We start from the raw sequence: 16,953 nt of genomic DNA on the forward strand, positions 1-16,953 counted from the left end.
CCGCCCCAATCCGACAGCATCACCACAGGTCACAGCCCCGCCATGCCGCAGAGCCCCAGGTCGTGAGCCAACTCAGGTCAGAACAAGGCCACATTCTTCGGCACGGGTGCCGGGGTTCTGACCATGGTGGAGAGATCGGGCGTGGTGCCGAACGTTCAAGAGGATTTTTCGGCCCTCAGATCCATTTTGGTGACGGGATCGCCATTACCCGATTCCACGTGGGACTGGGTTTATCAATCCGTATCGGACAATGTTCGGCTGGGCTCGGACTCGGGAGGTACGGACATCACCAGTGCCTTTATCGGCTCCAACCCGTTCCAACCCGTGCACCGGGGCGAGATCATGGGGCCTTACCTGGGCGTGGACGTCCAAGCCTGGAACGCCCAGGGTGAGCGCGTCTGGGACGAGGTGGGTGAACTGGTCATCACCAAGCCGATGCCCAGCATGCCGGTCTATTTCTGGAACGATCTGGACGGCTCTCGGTACCGGGCGGCGTACTTCGATATGTACCCCGGGACATGGCGACACGGGGACTGGGTCACTCAGTCGAAGGAGGGCACGTTCGTGGTGCACGGTCGCTCAGATTCCACCATCAACCGTGGTGGTATCCGCATGGGATCTGCTGACATCACCCACGTGGTGGACCAGGTGCCCGGAGTATCGGCCTCCATGGTCATCGGAGCCGAGCTCGCCGGAGGTGACTATTACATGCCCCTCTTCGTGGTTCCGGAGCCCGGCCGTGCGCTCTCCGACGAGCTCAAGGCGAATATTGTGACCGCAATCCGTGAACACATCTCGCCGCGATATGTGCCGGACGAAATCATTGAGGCCCCTGCTGTTCCGAGAACACGCACGGGAAAGTTGCTCGAGATCCCGGTCAAGAAGCTCTTCCAAGGTGCAGATCCGAGCACTCTGAATCGGGCGACCACTGAGGATGCGGAGGTTCTGGACTGGTATGCCCGAACGGCACAGTCCTACACAGCGCGAGGACCCCGTCCCACGGAATGACCGGTGGAACGGAGCCCTCTGAACGCGGAGTTAGGAGACGACCTTCCCCGGATTCAAGTTGTTGCCGGGGTCAGTGCTGGAGAACAAAGCGCGCATGATGTTGGCGCCTTCGGGGGAGATGTCCTGTTCCATCCACGGCTGGTGTTCCAGACCCACACCGTGGTGGTGGGACAGTGTGCCCCCGTTGTCGATGAAGGCCTGCTGGATGGCGCTCTTGACGGTGTGGTACTCGTCGTAGGGATTCTCGTCGTCGTAGACGTACCCGAACGTGAAGTACAGGCACGCGCCAGAATGGTAGGAGTGGGACATGTGCGACATGATCCACCCCTTCTTGCCCATCGACGCGTAGGCGCGTTCAGCGGCGTCGTACACGGCCTTGTGGACGGTAGTGAGCTTGGACCAGGGCGCGGCAGTCTCGGACACGTCACCCACGGTGTTCTGCTCGAGTAGGAAGTCTCGCAGGTACGGGGTGTCGAACTTCTTCTGGTCGTAGAGTGCGCCGGGGCCCGAACCGAGCACAATGGCCCCGTTCTTCTTGGCAATGCCGGCCACGGCCTTCTTGCGAGACTCCACGTCTTTGGGGGAGCCCTCGAAGCACACGTAGGAGATGCACATGTCGTCGGTGTCCCAGCCCCGCTTGCGCATCACTGCCCAGAGAGCATCCTGGCCCTTGGCCGCGAGCTTGCTCTTGGGCGACGTCGGCGCCTTCTGTGTGGCGAGCGAAAATGCGGTTTCGTGTGCGTCCGAAACCCGGGCGAAGGCCAACGGGATCTCCGCCTCGGTGAACTGCCGGACGGCGGTGAGCGCCTGCTGCCACGTGGGATACATGTAGGCGATGACCTGGTGCTTCTCGGGCAGACGATGAACGTGAACGGAGAGCTCAGTGATGATGCCCAGTCGGCCCTCGGAGCCGATGATCATTTCGCGCAAGCTCGGTCCCGTAGACGTGGACGGCAAGGGCCGCAACACTACGGTGCCGGTGGCTCGGACCATGCGGAGCCCACGGATGATGTCCGCGATGTCACCGTACTTGTCCGACTGCATGCCGGAGGAGCGAGTTGCCGCCCAGCCACCCAGCGTGGAGTAGGTGAATGAATCGGGGAAGTGGCCCAGGGTCCAACCGCGGGCGTTGAGCTGTTCCTCCATGTCCGGGCCGAGTACGCCGGCCTGGATGGTGGCAAGCCCGGAGGTCTCGTCGATCTCGAGGACCTTGTTGAGTCGCCCGAGGTCCACGGAGACGATGCAACGCTCCTCGGCCGGATCCGGTTGGAGGCTGCGCGAGATGCTGCTGCCGCCGCCGAAGGGAATGAGCACGAGATCGTATTCGACCGCTGCGCGCATGAGGGCCGTAACCTCGTCCTCGGTGCCGGGGTAGACGACGACGTCCGGGATACGGTGGAAATCGTTGCGCAAGGTCTGCAGAAGCTCTAGAACTGACTTGCCGGCCCAGTGGATGACGCGCAGTTCGTCGTCAGTGCTGACGTTATCCGCGCCGTTGATCTCCCGGAGCAGCTCGAGAACACTGTCCGGAGCCTTGGACGCGGGAACGTTTGCGGTGGAGAAATCCACGGTGTCCCGCTCACGCGGGCGCAGCGTCACTCCGATGGCTTCTTTGACGAAGGGTGCGAACGCCGGCTTGTTCTCGTAGTTGAAGAAAACGCCTTCTTCGCCCCAGCCCCACCATTTCTGGTGTTTTACGTGTGCCACTGCTGTGCGACCTCTTTCCTCGGGGGTGTTCAGTCCTGAATCTTGCTTCGGTTCGAAGCGTACAGTGCGCGAACCGCTGCCTCGATGCGTTCGTTGAACCCCGTGACTGTTTCGTTTCCGCGGGCGCGCAGGGGCGCTCCCACAGCCACGACCACGGGTGGCCTACCGGGACGAGGCCAGCTCGAGTCCTTGGGCATGGCCTCGTGAGCGCCGATCAATGCCACGGGTACCACGGGCACCTCGAGTGAGTGGGCCAGACTGGCCGCTCCCACCTTGAACGGCGCCATCTTGCCGGTCTTGGACCGCGTTCCCTCCGGGAAGATCAGGATGGGTATCCCCGCGGCCAGCAACTTCTTGGACAGCCCACGGTTGGCGCCGGTTCCGGTGCGGTCGATCGGGAATGCATTGAAAATCAGCTGAGTGAACAGCTTCTTGTACCAGGCCGTGAAGAAATAGTCGGCGGCCACGCCCGTGGCCAGGTCACGTGAGATGTAGTGGGGAACGCCGCTCATCACGAGAGGAGCGTCCAGGTGGCTCGAGTGATTGGCCACGACCACGCAGCCACCCTTGACACCGTACGCGGCGGGATCCACCACGTTGGTGCGGGTGATCAGCCGGTTGACCAGGCCCCTGAAGAAGACCGTTTGTGCAACCTTGCGAGCGATCCTGCGACCGGCATGGGTGTAGTAAGCGGTACCGACTTTGGCTGAATCCGCAGGCGGGGCAGGGGGAGCGGGGTCGGCCTGTGCCACGGGGCCCTCGAGGGACTCCATGATGTGGGGGCGCTCGACCGGCTGGCGGGAGTGTTTGCCGCGATGACGGACGCCCTCGCCCTGAAGAGAATCCGGCTGCTCGACCGGCTGACCGGCATGTTTGCCGTGAGAGCGGCTGCCCTCGTGCTGGGGAGGATCAGACTGGTTGTCTTCCGGTGCCATGGGATCAGGCCTTCTTCTCGCGCTTGCGGGCCCCGGAGACTTGCCGGGAGATCCAGCGCACCGCGGGGCGAGGAAGGTGGTGCAGGGTCGTGTAAACGGCCTTGTAGCGGAGGGTGGGGATCGAAAGGACCTTGCCCCGGGCGACGTCGGCGAGGGCCTCGTCCGCGACGCTGTCCGCGTCGAGCCACATGAAATTGGGGATCGATGAACCGGCAATCCCGGCGCGGCTGTGGAATTCCGTGCGCACCCAACCGGGCAGGACCGCGGTGGCACGCACTCCCGTCCCGTGCAATTCGACAGCCAGTGATTCCGTCATGGACGTGACGTAGGCCTTGATGGCCGAGTATTCGCCCATGGTGACGCAGCCTGCGATCGAGGCAATATTCACGATCCATCCCGTTCCACGTTCCGTCATGGAGCGCCCGGCAGCACCGGAGAGCACAGCCACGGTCCGACACATGACGTCCACGCCCACGTCGTGCGGGGAGAAATCATCAGTCAGGAAAGGTGTGCCCACCGAGAAACCGGCGTTGTTGACGAGCAGGTCCACAGGACGTGTCGTGTCGGCCAGCCGTTGGGCCACGCGCTCCACGTGCTCACGGTCGGACAGGTCGGCAGCCATGATCTCCACGTGGATACCGTGCTCACCGGCCAATTCATCGGCAACTTCACGGAGCCGATCTTCGTTGCGGGCCACCAGAATCAGGTTGAAGCCCTTGCGGGCTAACGAGCGTGCGAACGCGGCTCCCAGGCCTGACGTTCCACCGGTCACAAGAGCGGTAAGCATGCCACTAAGATACACTACGGTAGGCGTAGCGATTCGGGTTCATGACCCGCTCGGACCAACGCGTTCGCCGGGAGTTTTCGAGGAGGGACAATGGCAGAGGAGCCCTACCTGGCATTGCACCGACAGGGCAGGTTGTACGGCCCCACGGACCAGGAGCTGGTCCTGCGAACTCCCTTCGAGGTCCAGCAATTCACCCTGGATGCCCAGGGCAGTCTGCGCGCCGAGGTCGACACGCGTGCGTTCCAAAAGCACCCGTTGAGCCCCGAAAGGCTCCGGGACCTGCAGTACCTGTGGGACGTGGAGCGTTCGACCATGGGACAGGTCCGACACGTCGTGGTCAGCTACACGAACAAGGAATCACGCGTCGCAGCCTTCCTGACCACGTGGGCTTATGAGCGCCACTGGATCGCCGATGCCTATCAGGCCATCCTCGAAGCCCACGGACAGGACGTCTCCGGACCCGTTGTTCACGACCACCTGTTCCTGGACCGTGTGGAAATGGCGCTGGACACCCTGGCCCCCATGACCGATTCCGTGTGGACCAATCTGTTCGGTGAGGATGTCGTCGCTGGGCAAATGGCGCGCGGCTGGTCTCGTGAGGCCAGCATGCGAGCAGCGATTCAGGCGTTCGACGACGCCGCCGGTCACCCTGAACTTTCGGCTCTCCTGCAGCGCGTGGTCCGGCTCAAGCGCGTCCACGAACGCTTCTTCGCGGTTGAAACCGGTGAGCGTGTTCGACGCTCACCGCGGGCCGCGGCCTTCGCCCGTCGCTACGTGTCCTTCGGATTCAACCCGATGCGTCCGGTGGGCGTTTCCCGGAACGCCTTCCGCGAGTTCATCGCGAGCGTGTGCCCCACGGTGCACGACACTCATCTGCTGCTGCAGCAGGCCGATGAACCGCTACAACGCACGCCCGAAACGGCGGGCACCGAACCGCTGCGCAGGGCCCTCGAACGCGATGGAGTAGTGAACCGCTACGCTCTTTTCTAAGTTGCTGAACCCCAGTTGTTGAACCAGAGGGGTCGGCGAACATCCGTCCCCGTCCTCACGCCGCGCGCGTGTCAGAACATCCCTACCTTCGGAGGAACCCGTTGACCCAGACCACCACCAAACGCGTCCTGCTCACGGGAGCCACCGGGTTCCTCGGGCAGGCGGTTCTGGAGCGTTTGCTGTCCAGCCATGACGACATCCACGTCACCGCGGTGATCCGCCCCAAGGGTTCCTTGTCCGGCCAGGCTCGTCTGAAGCAGTTGCTGCGCAAGCCCGTGTTCAAGACATGGCGCGATTCGGTGGGTAAGGAACGTGCCGAGGAAATCTTCGCCGAGCGCACCAGCGTTCTTGAGGGCGACCTCACCGGTCTGGCGAGCATCACCGAGCCGTTCGACGTGGTGGTGCACTCCGCCTCGACCGTGTCCTTCGACCCGCCCATCGATGAGGCGTTCAAGACCAACGTGGGCGGCGCCGTCGGCCTGTACGAATCACTGCGTGCCACGGGTCAGAACCCCCACGTGGTCCACGTGTCCACGTGTTATGTGGGAGGCATCGCCAAGGGCCTGCGTCCGGAAGCCCCCGTGGATCACAGCGTGGATTGGAATGTGGAGTTCGAGGCAGCCATCCGGGCCGCGGACACCGCGCAGGTGGAATCCCGCTCCCCGGAGCGACTCCAGTCCTTCATCGAAAAGGCCACCGCCCAGTTCGGCAAGGAAGGTCCCAAGTCCGTGGCTCGCGCCGCGGAGGAAGCTCGCCAGGCCTGGGTTCAGGAGCGATTGGTCGACCACGGCCGCACCCGCGCACAGTCGCTGGGTTGGACCGACATTTACACCTTCACCAAGGCCCTGGGCGAGCGCGTTGCGGAAGAGAAGTGGGCCGGCGTGGGTCACCAGTTGTCCATCGTGCGCCCGGCCATCATTGAATCCGCCCTGCGGTACCCGTTCCCGGGCTGGATCGACGGCTACAAGGTGGCGGACCCGCTCATCATGGCCTACGCCAAGGGTGCGCTGCCCGAGTTCCCGGGGCTGCCTGACTCCGTGTTGGACGTGATCCCGGTGGATTTCGTGGTCAATGCGATCGTGGCCCTGGTGACGCAAGGTCACCGAGCGCCGTCGGGTGAGCTGACCGGGGAAACGGACATCGATCCGCAGGCTGCCTACTACCAGGTGTGCTCGGGTGCCTCGAATCCGCTGCCGTTCCACCAGATGTACGAGAACGTGCGGGAGTTCTTCCTGGCCCAGCCGCTCGAGGACTCCAACGGCAACCCCATTACGGTTCCCGTGTGGAAGTTCCCGGCCAACAACGCGGTGGAGCGCGGGCTCGCGCTCAAGGAAAAGCTCGCCGCCGCCGGTGGCAAACTGAGCGCCGTCCTGCCGGCCACGGCACGCACCCGGGAATGGACCAACTCGCTGCACCGGATGCAGACCGGGCTGGGCTCCTTGCGCACCTACGTGGATCTGTACCAGAACTACACGCGCACCGAAATGATCTTCGACGACACCCACACGCGCCGGCTGGATCGGGCGCTCCCGGAGTCCGCGCCCGAGGACCAGCACTTCGACCCGCGCGCCATCGACTGGCGCGACTACTGGCAGAACGTACACCTGCCCGCGCTCACCGAAATGACCCGGGCCTACGGGCGTCTCAAGGCGGCGTCGCGCAAGCGAGAGTCCCGCCCGCGGGGGCTCAAGTCCGGTACGGACGTGGTGGCGGTCTTCGACCTCGAGGGCACCGTGGTCTCCGGGAACATCATTACCCAGTACGCCAAGCTGCGCCGCCGCGAGCTGAGCCCGGTGCAGTGGCCCGGTGAGATCACCGAGCTGCTCGGCAACGCGCCCACCTACGTGAAGGCGGAACGCCGTGACCGCGGTGAGTTCATCCGCGCGTTCCTGCGCCGCTACGAGGGCGTCTCCGTGGAGCGCGTGGAAGAGCTCATGAACGGTTCGCTGGGTCGCACCATGGAGAAGAGCCTGCGACCGGGGGCCCTGCAACGGATCGAGGAGCACCGCGCGGCCGGCCACCACACCGTGCTGGTCACCGGTTCCCTGGACCTGTTGGTGAGCCCCATCGCGGATCTGTTCGACCACGTGGTGGCCGGACGCATGGAAGTCACCGACGGCAAGCTCACCGGCTACCTGGCCACCCCGCCGCTCGTGGACGAGGCCCGTGCCCAGTGGCTCAAGCGCTACGCGGAGGAGAACGGTTACGACCTGAGCCGTTCCTACGGTTACGGCGACTCGGTGGCCGATGCCAGCTGGCTGTCCCAGATCGGGCACGCGTACGCCGTGAATCCCGATCTTCCGTTGTACCGCCGTGCCAAGAAGTCGCACTGGCCCATCGAAGACTGGAGGAAAGCCTGAGTCATGGCCTTCAACATCGACAAGTTCGCAGAGACTTCGCAGCGAGTGAAATGGGCTGACCTGGACATGGGTGAATTCATCACCCGTCCCTTGCCCGAGAAAACGCTGCGCTGCCTGCGGTACATGTGCGATGTGGAGTACCACACGGTGTGCTACATGCGAGACATGTTGGTGACTCCCTCGCACCAGGACAGGGACGTCTCCACGTTCATGACCATGTGGAACCGCGAGGAGTATTGGCATGGTGAGGCGCTCGCCGAGGTGCTGGGCTTGCACGGCATCGTGGTCGACTACGACGAGCTCAAGGCCAAACGCATGAAGCTCGGGTGGTCCGAGGCGCTCAAGCCGCTCAAACAGTCGCTGTTGTCCAACATGGTGGGCGCGGACTTCATTGCGACCCACATGGCGTGGGGCGCGGCCAATGAGTGGTCCGCGGTCGCTGCCTACCGGCGGCTGGCCGATCTGGAGAAGCACCCGGTGCTCGCGGTTCTGCTCAAGCGGATCGCGGCGCAGGAATCGCGTCACGTGGCTTTCTACGCGACACAGGCCCGACGCCGCTTGGAATCTTCCCGCAAGGCCCAGCGCCTCACGCGGTTCGCGCTGCGGAAATTCTGGGCGCCCGTGGGTTCCGGCGTCATGGACCCGGACGAAGTGGATCACGTGATGCGTGAGCTCTTCGGCGGGAAGGACGGCGCCCACGAGATTGATCGGCTGGATCACAACATTGCCAAATTGCCGGGCATGGACGGCCTGCGGATCTTCCACAACGCCACGGCGCACGCCCGAGAGTCCTATCGGGCGGAAGCAGTGTCGGCCTGACCATGGTGGTCGATACACCCACGCCGGAACGGGGAGCGGCCACGGACCCGCGCACCGCTCGCACGGATCGAAAGATCTTGGCGGGAGCCTTGAAGCTGCTGCGCGAATCCGGTCCTCAGAAGGTCACGATCGAAGCGGTGGCCGTGGTTTCCGGAGTGGCCAAGACATCGATTTACCGGCGCTACAGCAACAGTGAAGAATTGTTGGAAGCGGTGCTGGAGCAGGTCTACGCCACCCTTCCGCCGGCCCCGCCCAGCTCCGGGGCCTGGGAAGACACCATGCGTGAAGCCATCGAAGTGCTGTTCGAGGACCTGGGCAAGGGCGTGGCCCTGACCCTGCTCCAAGACCCCCACTCCACGACGTCGGAAGTGCTGCGGCGCAAGATCATCAGGCCGCGCATGGAGATCCTCCGGTGCCTGCTGCAACGCGACGTGGAACTCGGGCTGATCCGCGAGAACGTGGACCTGGACGTGGTCATCGATTTCATGCTGGGGGCGTCCTACGCCCACGTGGCGAGGTACGGCAGCCTGGGCCAGGACTGGCCGGCGCGAGTGCACGCCACGCTGACGAATCTGGTGGTGGTCGAGCGCGCTTGACGGCCGGTCCACCATCGGTTCTGACCCGGTGGATATGTGACGAGTGTTGCAAGTATGAAGTTTTGGGTCTGCTTTTTCGGCGTCCAGACCGTGAACCTCCTAGCGTGAAGGTCGTTACCGTTACGAACGGTGACTCCCACCAGTGATCGTTCAGGAGTATCTCGTGACACCGTCATCCCCCGCCGCACCCGCGGACACCGAGCCCACGGGGCAGCGCGCCGAGGCACAGCAGCGGCCAGAGGCCTTGACCGTGGTGCCAGCACGAAATCCCTGGCGCTGGGTCGGGACCGCTCTGGTCGCAGTGGTGCTGTTCGGCATCGTCTGGTCCCTGTTCACCAATCCACGGTGGCAATGGGGTGTGGTGGCCGAATGGTTCACCGCGGAGTCCGTGGTTCGGGCACTGGGCAACACCCTGCTCCTCACCGCGATTGCGGCGGTCGGCGGGTTCGTACTCGGGTTCTTCCTGGCACTCATGAGGATGTCCAGTTCGGGGCTGTTGTCCTCGGTCGCGTGGTTCTACATCTGGATCTTCCGCTCCGTACCGCTGCTGGTTCAGCTGTTGCTCTGGTACAACGTGGGCTACCTCTACGAAGTGATCAGTGTGGGTATCCCAGGAACGGATGTGGCGTTCTTCCAGGCCCCCACCACGGACATCATCAACAAATTCGGTGCTGCCGTACTGGGGCTGACGCTGCACCAGGCCGCCTACTCCGCAGAGATCATTCGCGGCGGCATCCTGGCGGTGGATCAAGGCCAACAGGAGGCGGCGGCGTCGTTGGGTATTCCGCGCTGGCGCCGCTCCACGCACATCGTGCTACCCCAAGCGCTGCGCTCGATCCTGCCGCCGGCGTTCAACGAGATCATCAGCTTGGTCAAGGGCACTTCGGTGGTCTACGTCCTGGCCTACAACGAGCTCTTCTACACGATCCAGGTGATTTACGCCCGTACCAATGAGGTCATCCCCATGCTGCTGGTGGCCACGCTGTGGTACGTGATCATCACGACCGTGCTCAACATCATTCAGTACTACGTGGAGCGTCACTTCGCCCGCGGTGCGGTGCGGACCCTTCCGCCCACCCCGCTGCAGCGGCTGCGTTCCCGCATTGGAGGCACGCGATGAGTTCGACCGCCAACGACCAACAGACTCCGGACGAGCAGACAGCGCGGCCGGTCAAGGGGCACGTGGTCATCGAGAACGTGTACAAGTCCTTCGGGGACGTGCGAGTGCTCGAGGGCGTGAGCCTGGATATCAAGCCCGGTGAGGTCGCGGCCATTCTGGGTCCCTCGGGTTCCGGTAAGTCGACACTCCTGCGCACGGTCAACCACCTGGAGAACATCGACGCCGGCCGGATCACCATTGACGGGAAAATGGTCGGCTACGAACAGCGCGGCGACAAGCTCTACGAACTGCACGAGAAGGAGATCCTGCGCCGGCGCACCAACGTGGGCATGGTGTTCCAGCAGTTCAACCTGTTCCCGCACCTGCGCGTGCTGGGCAACGTGATGGAGGCCCAGGTGTCGGCCCTGGGGCGGTCCAAAACGGAGGCGCGGGCCAAGGCCCGGGACCTGTTGAAGCGCGTGGGCCTGGAGGACAAGGAACTCGCCTTCCCCCGGCAGCTGTCCGGAGGGCAGCAGCAGCGTGTGGCCATTGCGCGCACCCTCGCCCTGGACCCGGCCGTGGTGCTCTTCGACGAGCCCACCTCCGCTTTGGACCCCGAGTTGGTGGGTGAGGTGTTGGACGTGATCCGCGACCTCGCATCGCAAGGCGTGACCATGCTGGTGGTGACGCACGAGATGGGGTTCGCGCGCGACGTCGCCGACACCGTGATCTTCATGTCCGACGGGCTGGTGGTCGAACAAGGGCCGCCGCGCGAAGTGTTCTCCTCGCCCAAGCACGAACGGACCCGGGCGTTTCTGGGGTCGGTCCTGGAACCGGCGTACAACCTGTGAGCCGCGGCATGGACCGGCGCACGGTGTTGCGTGTGGCCGGAATCGGTGGCTTGGGGCTGCTGGGCCTCACGGCGTGCACCCACCCCGACCAACCCCAGCCGACCCGTGAGGACGGGGTGCCATTCGATCTGAGCCCCGAACAGAACAGCCGAATCCGCTCCGAGGTGGATTCAGCCGCGCAGGCCCTGCTGCCCGAGAAGATCGCGGCCGGGGGAGTGCTCACCGTGGGTGTGCTCAACACCTCGCCTCCGCTGGCCTTCAGCGCGACCGACGACGTCACACCCATCGGCTCCGAGGTGGACACGGCTTACCTCATCGCGGACAAGCTGGGGTTGGAACTCGATACGCAGGTCACCTCGTGGGAGAACTGGCCGCTCAAGTTGGGTGCCAACGAGTACCACGCGGCGTTTGCGAACGTGGGGGTGACCGAGCCCCGGCTCAAGCTCTACGACTTCGCGACCTACCGTGCTGCCTACATGGGGTTCCTGGCGCGCAAGGGTCAGGGGCCCGTGGTGAGTTCACCGGAGGACATTTCGGGACGGAAGCTGTCCGTCACTCCGGGAACCAACCAGGAAAAGATCGTCATGGCGTGGAACGATCAACTGGTCGCGCAGGGCAAGGAACCGGCCGCCCTCGACCTGTATCTCGACAACACCAATGCAGTGTTGGCACTCGCGGCCGGTCGGATCGACTACTACCTGTCGCCATTCCCCACGGGGGCCTATTACGCAGCCACCCGCGATGACCTTGAGGTGCGTGGAAAGATCAGCGCCGGCTGGCCCAAGTCCACGCTGGTCGCGGCCACCACGCTCAAGGACTCCGGGCTGGCCAGGCCGTTCCAAGCGGCCCTGCAATCCGCGATCTCCTCCGGTGAGTACCGTCAGGCACTCAAACGCTGGGGACTGGAAGAAGAGTTCCTTTCCGAATCGCTGATCGTCACGGAGAAAACCGGGATGCCCTAGCGTTTTCGGTGCTGCATCACTGCGGGGCAGCCGATGGTTGCCCATCGGGGCGGCGCGTAAGGATGTCTGGATGACCGGTTGCCGGTGGTGCGGGCTAGAAAATGTCCTTTTCATCCGGCCGTGATGACAACTGTGACTTCACGTAGTCCTTGACGGCCTTCTCGGTGGGAATGTCCTTCCCTGCCTTCTCCGACATGAACCAGCGGTGTTCCAGAACCTCGTGGACGATCTCCGCCGATTCGAGTTTCCGGCGCATTTCCGCCGGCACCGCTTCCATGATGGGCACGAAGATCTCACGCATCCACAGCTGCGCCGTGAGGTCTTCGGGCAGTCCGGGATACAGCGCCTGCCCGAACTGGCCGATGTCCGTGAGGATACGGCGGGCTTGGTTCTCATGGGTGTCCAAACCTGTGAGGTGCAGCAGTCGCCGCGAGTGGTGACCGGGTTCGACCACCCGGGGACGCAGGTGCACTTGACCGGTGTCATCGGATTCGAGGGAAGCTTCCTCGACGTCGAAGCCCAGTTCGTTCAGTCGTTCCACCCGAGCCTGCACGCGCCAGCGCTCGTCCAGGGCGAAGCTTTCCTCCGCCGTGAGTTCTTCCCACAGGTTGTTGTAGGTGCTGACCAATCGGTCCGAGATTTCGAACGGATCGACGTCCTCCGGGGTCAGCCCTACCTCTTCCAAGCGCTCCTGCATGTGCTCACCGGCCAGCAGGTCCATGATTTCCCCGGCCACGTTGGTGCGTGCCAGTTCGATGTCGTACTCGCGTTGGCCGCGGGAGAGCTGGTCGTAGATCTCGCCGGTTTCGGCGTCCACCAGGTAGGCGGCGAAATGACCGGCATCGCGGCGGAACAGCGTGTTCGAGAGCGAGACGTCGCCCCAGTAGAAACCCGACAGGTGCAATTGAACGATCAGTGAAGCCAGCGCGTCCACGAGCAACTCGACCGTCTGCGGGGAGGGAACCTGCTCGAAAATGGCCCGGTAGGGGAGGGAAAAACTCAAATGATCCGTCACGAGCGCGGCGGGCAACGGTTCACCCTCTTCGGTGAACCGATTGGTCACCACCGAATCCGGCGTGACCGACGGCGTACCCATGCGCAGCAATCGTCGCAACAACCCATACTCCCTTTGGGCGTAGTGGGGCGTGGTCTCCTTGACCGCGACAACTTTCGTGCCAACGTGAGCGAACCGCACCACGTGACGGGAGATCCCGCGCGGATAGGCGGCCAGAACCTCGGGTGGCCACTCCTCGAGTGGAATGTGCCAGGGAAGGTCCAACAGGGCGGGGTCGGGGAATGCGGTGTTGATCGAGACCCGTCGGGAACCTGTGGGGGTGGGTAAGCCGAGTGGTGCTGGTGCCGGGGAGGCGTTCATGTCATTTGATGCTAGTCACCGCACGTGCTCGTTGGTCGGCAAAAACGCTCAAAACGTCGGCAAGTTCTTGCGGGCCGCTCACCCGTTGCGTAGCCACGGACTCCTTCTCGCCCACCTTGATCCCGAGATCCTCCCCGGTCAGCAGATCCATGGCGTCCTCATCCGTGACGTCGTCACCCGCGAATACCGTGACGTCCGGAGACGCCGCGGCCTGGATGATCCGCAGTCCATCACCCTTGGTGGCGCTCAGCACGGAGCACTCCACCACTTGCTGTCCGGGAGTGATCCGTAAACCCTGCAGCTCCGAATAGGCGCGATTCATTTCCTCCAACGCTTGTTCCGAGACCCGCGGGTCCCTGATCGGACGGGTGTGGAAACACACCCCGGCGGGTTTGAGTTCGGCGCGGGAACCGGGGTACCGGGACACCATCTCCTCTGTCGCGTCCACGGCGCGGTCCAGCAGATCCAGTTGCTCGGCGGTCAGATGGATGTCGTGTTCGGCGTCGTCCGGCAGATCGGGCAGGGCAGCGAGATCCATTTCCGCGCCGTGAGAACCGGACAGCACCATGCGGCGCGCGGGATCGACCACCTCCCGCAAGAACTCCAGGGGGCGTCCGGAAATGATCGCCACCGTGGTGCGCGGCAGTCCGGCCAGCGCGTCCAAGGCCTCTCGAGCCTCGGGGAGGGGCCGGGAATCGGCGGGGTCCTCGGTGAAGGGTGCCAGCGTGCCGTCGAAATCCAAAGCAATCAACAAATGATCCGCGCCCGCGGCGCGGCTCAGGGCATCACTGAGAGTTTCGGTCATCGGATTCCCTTCCTGCCGATTGCTGGCCGTACGTGGCGAGGTCCTCCAAGAAACGCTGGGACCAATCCACCACATCGTGGGTGAGCACCTGACGACGCATGGAACTCATGCGCTTCTTGGCCTCGGCACCGGGCATGTCGCGGGCGTAGAGCATGGCTTCCTTGAGCCCGTCGATATCGTGCGGATTGACCAGGATCGCCTGTTTGAGCTGCTCAGCCGCACCGGTGAACTCGGAAAGCACCAGGGCACCGGAGCGGTCCTGCTTCGCGGCCACGTACTCCTTGGCCACCAGGTTCATACCGTCTCGCAGCGCGGTCACCAGCATGACGTCCGCCGCCATGTACAGGGCCACCATTTCCTCGAACGGATAGCCGTGATGCAGATAGCGGACCGCCGTGTGGGCCATGGTGTCGAACTGACCGTTGATCCGGCCCACCATGCCCTCGACCTGCTCACGCAGCTGGATGTAGGAGTCCACGCGCTCGCGGGACGGGCTGGCCACCTGGATCAACGCTGAGTTCTCCACGGTGATTTTCTCGTCCTCGAGGAGCTCCCCGTAAGCCTTGATGCGGTGCAGGATGCCCTTGGTGTAATCCAGTCGGTCCACGCCCAGGTAGATGGTTTCCGGATTCCCCAGTTCCTGTCGGATCTCCTTGGCACGCTTCTTGGTCTCCGGGTCCGAAGCCAGCTCCCGGATCGCCTCGACGTCGATGGAAATCGGGTAGGCCGCAGCGTGAACGGTCCACGTGGTGTCCTGCTCCCCAGCCCCGCTCGTTTCCTGGCCGGGCTCGGACGACGACGCCGCGGCGGCGTCGTCGGCGATGGCCGCCTCCGAGAAGTCGGCGGCGCCGTTGGTGAAGCGCACCCCCAGGAATTTGCGCACGCAACGCTGGAAGTTCTGCGCGTCGCCGGGACGCTGGAATCCGATCAGGTCCGCCCCGGTGAGGCCCTCCAGGACCGCCTTGCGCCACGGCAATTGCGAGTAGATCTCCGTGGGAGGGAAGGGGATGTGGTTGAAGAAGCCGATGGTGACGTCCGGGCGGAGCTTGCGCAGCATGCGGGGAACCAACTGCAGTTGGTAGTCCTGGACCCACACCGTGGCCCCGGGAGCAGCCGTCTCTGCAGCCATCCGCGCGAAACGCTCGTTAACGCGTCGATAGGCGTACCACCAGGTTCGGTGGAACTCGGGCGGGGCGATCACGTCGTGGTAGAGCGGCCAGAGCGTGGCATTGGAGAACCCTTCGTAATACCGCTCGACCTCGAGCTCGGACAGGCCCACGGGAACCAAATGGAACACGTCGTGGTCGAAAGGCTCGAGTGTCTCGTCCGGGGCGCCGTGCCAGCCGACCCAGGCGCCGTCGCGCTTGGCCATGACCGGAGCCAATGCGCTGACCAGACCACCCGGTGAGCGGCGCCATGTGCTCTCGCCTTTGTCGTCGATGTCGCGGTCCACGGGAAGTCGGTTGGAGACCACCACGAAGTCGTACCCGTCTCTGGGTACCTCCACCTGGTGATCGGATTGGTCTGCAAGCACAACGAGCTCCTTCCGCCCACGGGATCGGGTCCGCATCCATTCTAAGGTTGCGTACTAACGATTCGATCGGGCAGTCGGAGTGCGACCGCATGTGAAGCGACCATTTTCTGGACAACCCCTGAATCGTTGTGACCGCGGGGTCCGGGTAATCTGAACGTGACACATCATTTGATCGGAAGGAATCACGGACCCCATGGCTTCCCAGAAAAACACGGCCGGATCGTCGACCGCTGATCAGGCGCGCGAACGTGCCCGCCAGATCGCGGATCGCGAGGCACGTAGGTCCAATGGCAAGCCCAAGGGCCTGATCGCGGGCATCATTGCGCTGCTGCTGGTGATCGGACTGATCATTGCGCTGGTGGTCTGGCAGAACAACAAGAACACGATTCCCGAGGCCGGACCCGTGCCCGCCAGCGCCAACCAGTACGGCGGCATCCAGCTCAACGAGTCGCAGATCCTGCAGGACACGTCGGACGTGGACGAACGGGACATCAACGATGTGCCCGAGGCTCCCGAGTCCGTGGACGAGTCCAAGACACCTCCGGGCGTCGTGAACGCCACCGAGGCCAAGGACAACGGCGAGCCCGTGCAACTGGTGGTTTTCCAGGACTTCGAATGTGTGCACTGCGCCGATTTCGAGGAGCAGTTCGGTGACCAGATCGAGGAGAAGGTGCTCTCCGGTGACGTGACTCTCGAGCACCGGAACTTGAACTTCCTGGACCGCGGCAGCCCCGACGCGTATTCCTCGCGAGCAGCCAACGCCGCCTACTTGGTGGCCGAGCAAGTCGATCCCGAGCAGTACCTGGCTTACGTGCAGGAAGTGTTCTCTCACCAGGGTTCCGGCGGCTTGAGCAATGATGAGCTCGCCGAGATCGCGTCCAAGCACGGCGCCAACGTGACGGCCGACCAATTGGGCGAGAACACCTACCGTCCCATGATCAACATCATGGCCCAGGAATCCATGGCCAATGGAATCGCCGGAACCCCCACCATCTTCGTCGACGGTGAGCGTGTGTCCCAGAACGATTTCGAGAAGGGCCTCAACGACGCACTCGAAGAGAAGAAGTGACCCCTCGCTAAGTCTTTGACGCGCGACTCCAATCACTGAAGCGGGTCCGGCACCAC

The 16,953-nt window shown here is 63.8% G+C and carries 15 protein-coding genes; 9 read left to right on the forward strand and 6 right to left on the reverse strand.

The features are described 5' to 3' along the window. Window positions 1-123: 123 nt before the first annotated feature. Complete coding sequence (locus EWV37_RS15795) at window positions 124-1,008, forward strand: AMP-binding enzyme (RefSeq protein WP_238663083.1); 885 nt, start codon at window positions 124-126, stop codon at window positions 1,006-1,008. Window positions 1,009-1,038: 30 nt separating this feature from the next. Here the strand turns inward: EWV37_RS15795 and EWV37_RS05455 are convergent, their stop codons facing one another. Genes EWV37_RS05455 through EWV37_RS05465 form a run of 3 tightly spaced genes read right to left on the reverse strand, consistent with a single transcriptional unit; the run spans window position 1,039 to window position 4,437 of the window. After that, entirely contained in the window at window positions 1,039-2,715 is a 1,677-nt protein-coding gene (locus tag EWV37_RS05455; RefSeq protein WP_129700333.1) for an FAD-binding oxidoreductase, read from the reverse strand. A gap of 29 nt (window positions 2,716-2,744) precedes the next feature. Next, window positions 2,745-3,650, reverse strand: a complete 906-nt coding sequence (locus tag EWV37_RS05460) for a lysophospholipid acyltransferase family protein (protein ID WP_095796957.1) — start codon at window positions 3,648-3,650, stop codon at window positions 2,745-2,747. 4 nt (window positions 3,651-3,654) lie between these two features. Further along, the gene (locus EWV37_RS05465; protein WP_095796956.1) at window positions 3,655-4,437 is read right to left on the reverse strand and encodes an SDR family NAD(P)-dependent oxidoreductase; all 783 of its coding nucleotides are present in this window, start codon (window positions 4,435-4,437) and stop codon (window positions 3,655-3,657) included. Between the two features lie 90 nt (window positions 4,438-4,527). Between EWV37_RS05465 and EWV37_RS05470 the strand changes: the two genes are divergently transcribed. The 7 genes from EWV37_RS05470 (at window position 4,528) to EWV37_RS05500 (ending at window position 12,114) form a co-directional block, all read left to right on the forward strand. Further along, a complete protein-coding gene (locus EWV37_RS05470; RefSeq protein WP_129700335.1) occupies window positions 4,528-5,427 on the forward strand; it encodes a hypothetical protein in 900 nt (299 codons plus the stop codon). A gap of 101 nt (window positions 5,428-5,528) precedes the next feature. Then, on the forward strand, window positions 5,529-7,787 hold the full coding sequence (locus tag EWV37_RS05475) for an HAD-IB family hydrolase (protein ID WP_095796954.1): 2,259 nt from the start codon (window positions 5,529-5,531) through the stop codon (window positions 7,785-7,787). Window positions 7,788-7,790: 3 nt separating this feature from the next. Next, window positions 7,791-8,606: a ferritin family protein gene (locus tag EWV37_RS05480; RefSeq protein ID WP_129700337.1), complete on the forward strand. Its 816-nt coding sequence runs from the start codon at window positions 7,791-7,793 to the stop codon at window positions 8,604-8,606. 2 nt (window positions 8,607-8,608) lie between these two features. Then, entirely contained in the window at window positions 8,609-9,202 is a 594-nt protein-coding gene (locus EWV37_RS05485) for a TetR/AcrR family transcriptional regulator (RefSeq protein WP_095796952.1), read from the forward strand. Between the two features lie 163 nt (window positions 9,203-9,365). Beyond that, window positions 9,366-10,322 carry an amino acid ABC transporter permease gene (locus EWV37_RS05490; protein ID WP_129700339.1) on the forward strand — a complete coding sequence of 319 codons (957 nt, stop codon included), beginning with the start codon at window positions 9,366-9,368 and terminating at the stop codon, window positions 10,320-10,322. Next, a complete protein-coding gene (locus tag EWV37_RS05495) occupies window positions 10,319-11,152 on the forward strand; it encodes an amino acid ABC transporter ATP-binding protein (protein ID WP_095796951.1) in 834 nt (277 codons plus the stop codon). Before EWV37_RS05490 ends, EWV37_RS05495 begins: the two co-directional genes overlap by 4 nt. An 8-nt stretch (window positions 11,153-11,160) precedes the next feature. Next, window positions 11,161-12,114, forward strand: coding sequence for a transporter substrate-binding domain-containing protein (locus EWV37_RS05500; protein ID WP_129700341.1), 954 nt, complete (start codon window positions 11,161-11,163; stop codon window positions 12,112-12,114). A gap of 94 nt (window positions 12,115-12,208) precedes the next feature. Here EWV37_RS05500 and EWV37_RS05505 read toward each other — a convergent pair whose 3' ends face one another. From EWV37_RS05505 to EWV37_RS05515, 3 genes are read right to left on the reverse strand one after another with little or no spacing between them, the layout of a single operon-like run. Next, window positions 12,209-13,489, reverse strand: coding sequence for a DUF4032 domain-containing protein (locus EWV37_RS05505; RefSeq protein ID WP_129700343.1), 1,281 nt, complete (start codon window positions 13,487-13,489; stop codon window positions 12,209-12,211). 1 nt (window position 13,490) lies between these two features. Then, window positions 13,491-14,294: a trehalose-phosphatase gene (gene otsB, locus EWV37_RS05510; protein ID WP_095796948.1), complete on the reverse strand. Its 804-nt coding sequence runs from the start codon at window positions 14,292-14,294 to the stop codon at window positions 13,491-13,493. After that, window positions 14,275-15,828: an alpha,alpha-trehalose-phosphate synthase (UDP-forming) gene (locus tag EWV37_RS05515; RefSeq protein WP_095796947.1), complete on the reverse strand. Its 1,554-nt coding sequence runs from the start codon at window positions 15,826-15,828 to the stop codon at window positions 14,275-14,277. Before EWV37_RS05515 ends, otsB begins: the two co-directional genes overlap by 20 nt. Window positions 15,829-16,021: 193 nt before the next feature. On the opposite strand from EWV37_RS05515, the gene EWV37_RS05520 reads away from it, so the two are divergent. Beyond that, on the forward strand, window positions 16,022-16,897 hold the full coding sequence (locus EWV37_RS05520; RefSeq protein WP_129700345.1) for a DsbA family protein: 876 nt from the start codon (window positions 16,022-16,024) through the stop codon (window positions 16,895-16,897). The last annotated feature ends 56 nt before the right edge of the window (window positions 16,898-16,953 follow it).

The organism is Kocuria carniphila, assembly GCF_004136555.1.
Taxonomy (GTDB): Bacteria; Actinomycetota; Actinomycetes; order Actinomycetales; family Micrococcaceae; genus Kocuria; species Kocuria carniphila.

Coding starts and splice junctions, on each gene's coding strand:
- EWV37_RS05500 (WP_129700341.1), top strand. CDS start 11,161: ATGGACCGGCGCACGGTGTTGCGTGTGGCCGGAATCGGTGGCTTGGGG.
- EWV37_RS05470 (WP_129700335.1), top strand. CDS start 4,528: ATGGCAGAGGAGCCCTACCTGGCATTGCACCGACAGGGCAGGTTGTAC.
- EWV37_RS05485 (WP_095796952.1), top strand. CDS start 8,609: ATGGTGGTCGATACACCCACGCCGGAACGGGGAGCGGCCACGGACCCG.
- EWV37_RS05460 (WP_095796957.1), bottom strand. CDS start 3,650: ATGGCACCGGAAGACAACCAGTCTGATCCTCCCCAGCACGAGGGCAGC.
- EWV37_RS05520 (WP_129700345.1), top strand. CDS start 16,022: ATGGCTTCCCAGAAAAACACGGCCGGATCGTCGACCGCTGATCAGGCG.
- EWV37_RS05505 (WP_129700343.1), bottom strand. CDS start 13,489: ATGAACGCCTCCCCGGCACCAGCACCACTCGGCTTACCCACCCCCACA.
- EWV37_RS15795 (WP_238663083.1), top strand. CDS start 124: ATGGTGGAGAGATCGGGCGTGGTGCCGAACGTTCAAGAGGATTTTTCG.
- EWV37_RS05465 (WP_095796956.1), bottom strand. CDS start 4,437: ATGCTTACCGCTCTTGTGACCGGTGGAACGTCAGGCCTGGGAGCCGCG.
- EWV37_RS05495 (WP_095796951.1), top strand. CDS start 10,319: ATGAGTTCGACCGCCAACGACCAACAGACTCCGGACGAGCAGACAGCG.
- EWV37_RS05480 (WP_129700337.1), top strand. CDS start 7,791: ATGGCCTTCAACATCGACAAGTTCGCAGAGACTTCGCAGCGAGTGAAA.
- otsB (WP_095796948.1), bottom strand. CDS start 14,294: ATGACCGAAACTCTCAGTGATGCCCTGAGCCGCGCCGCGGGCGCGGAT.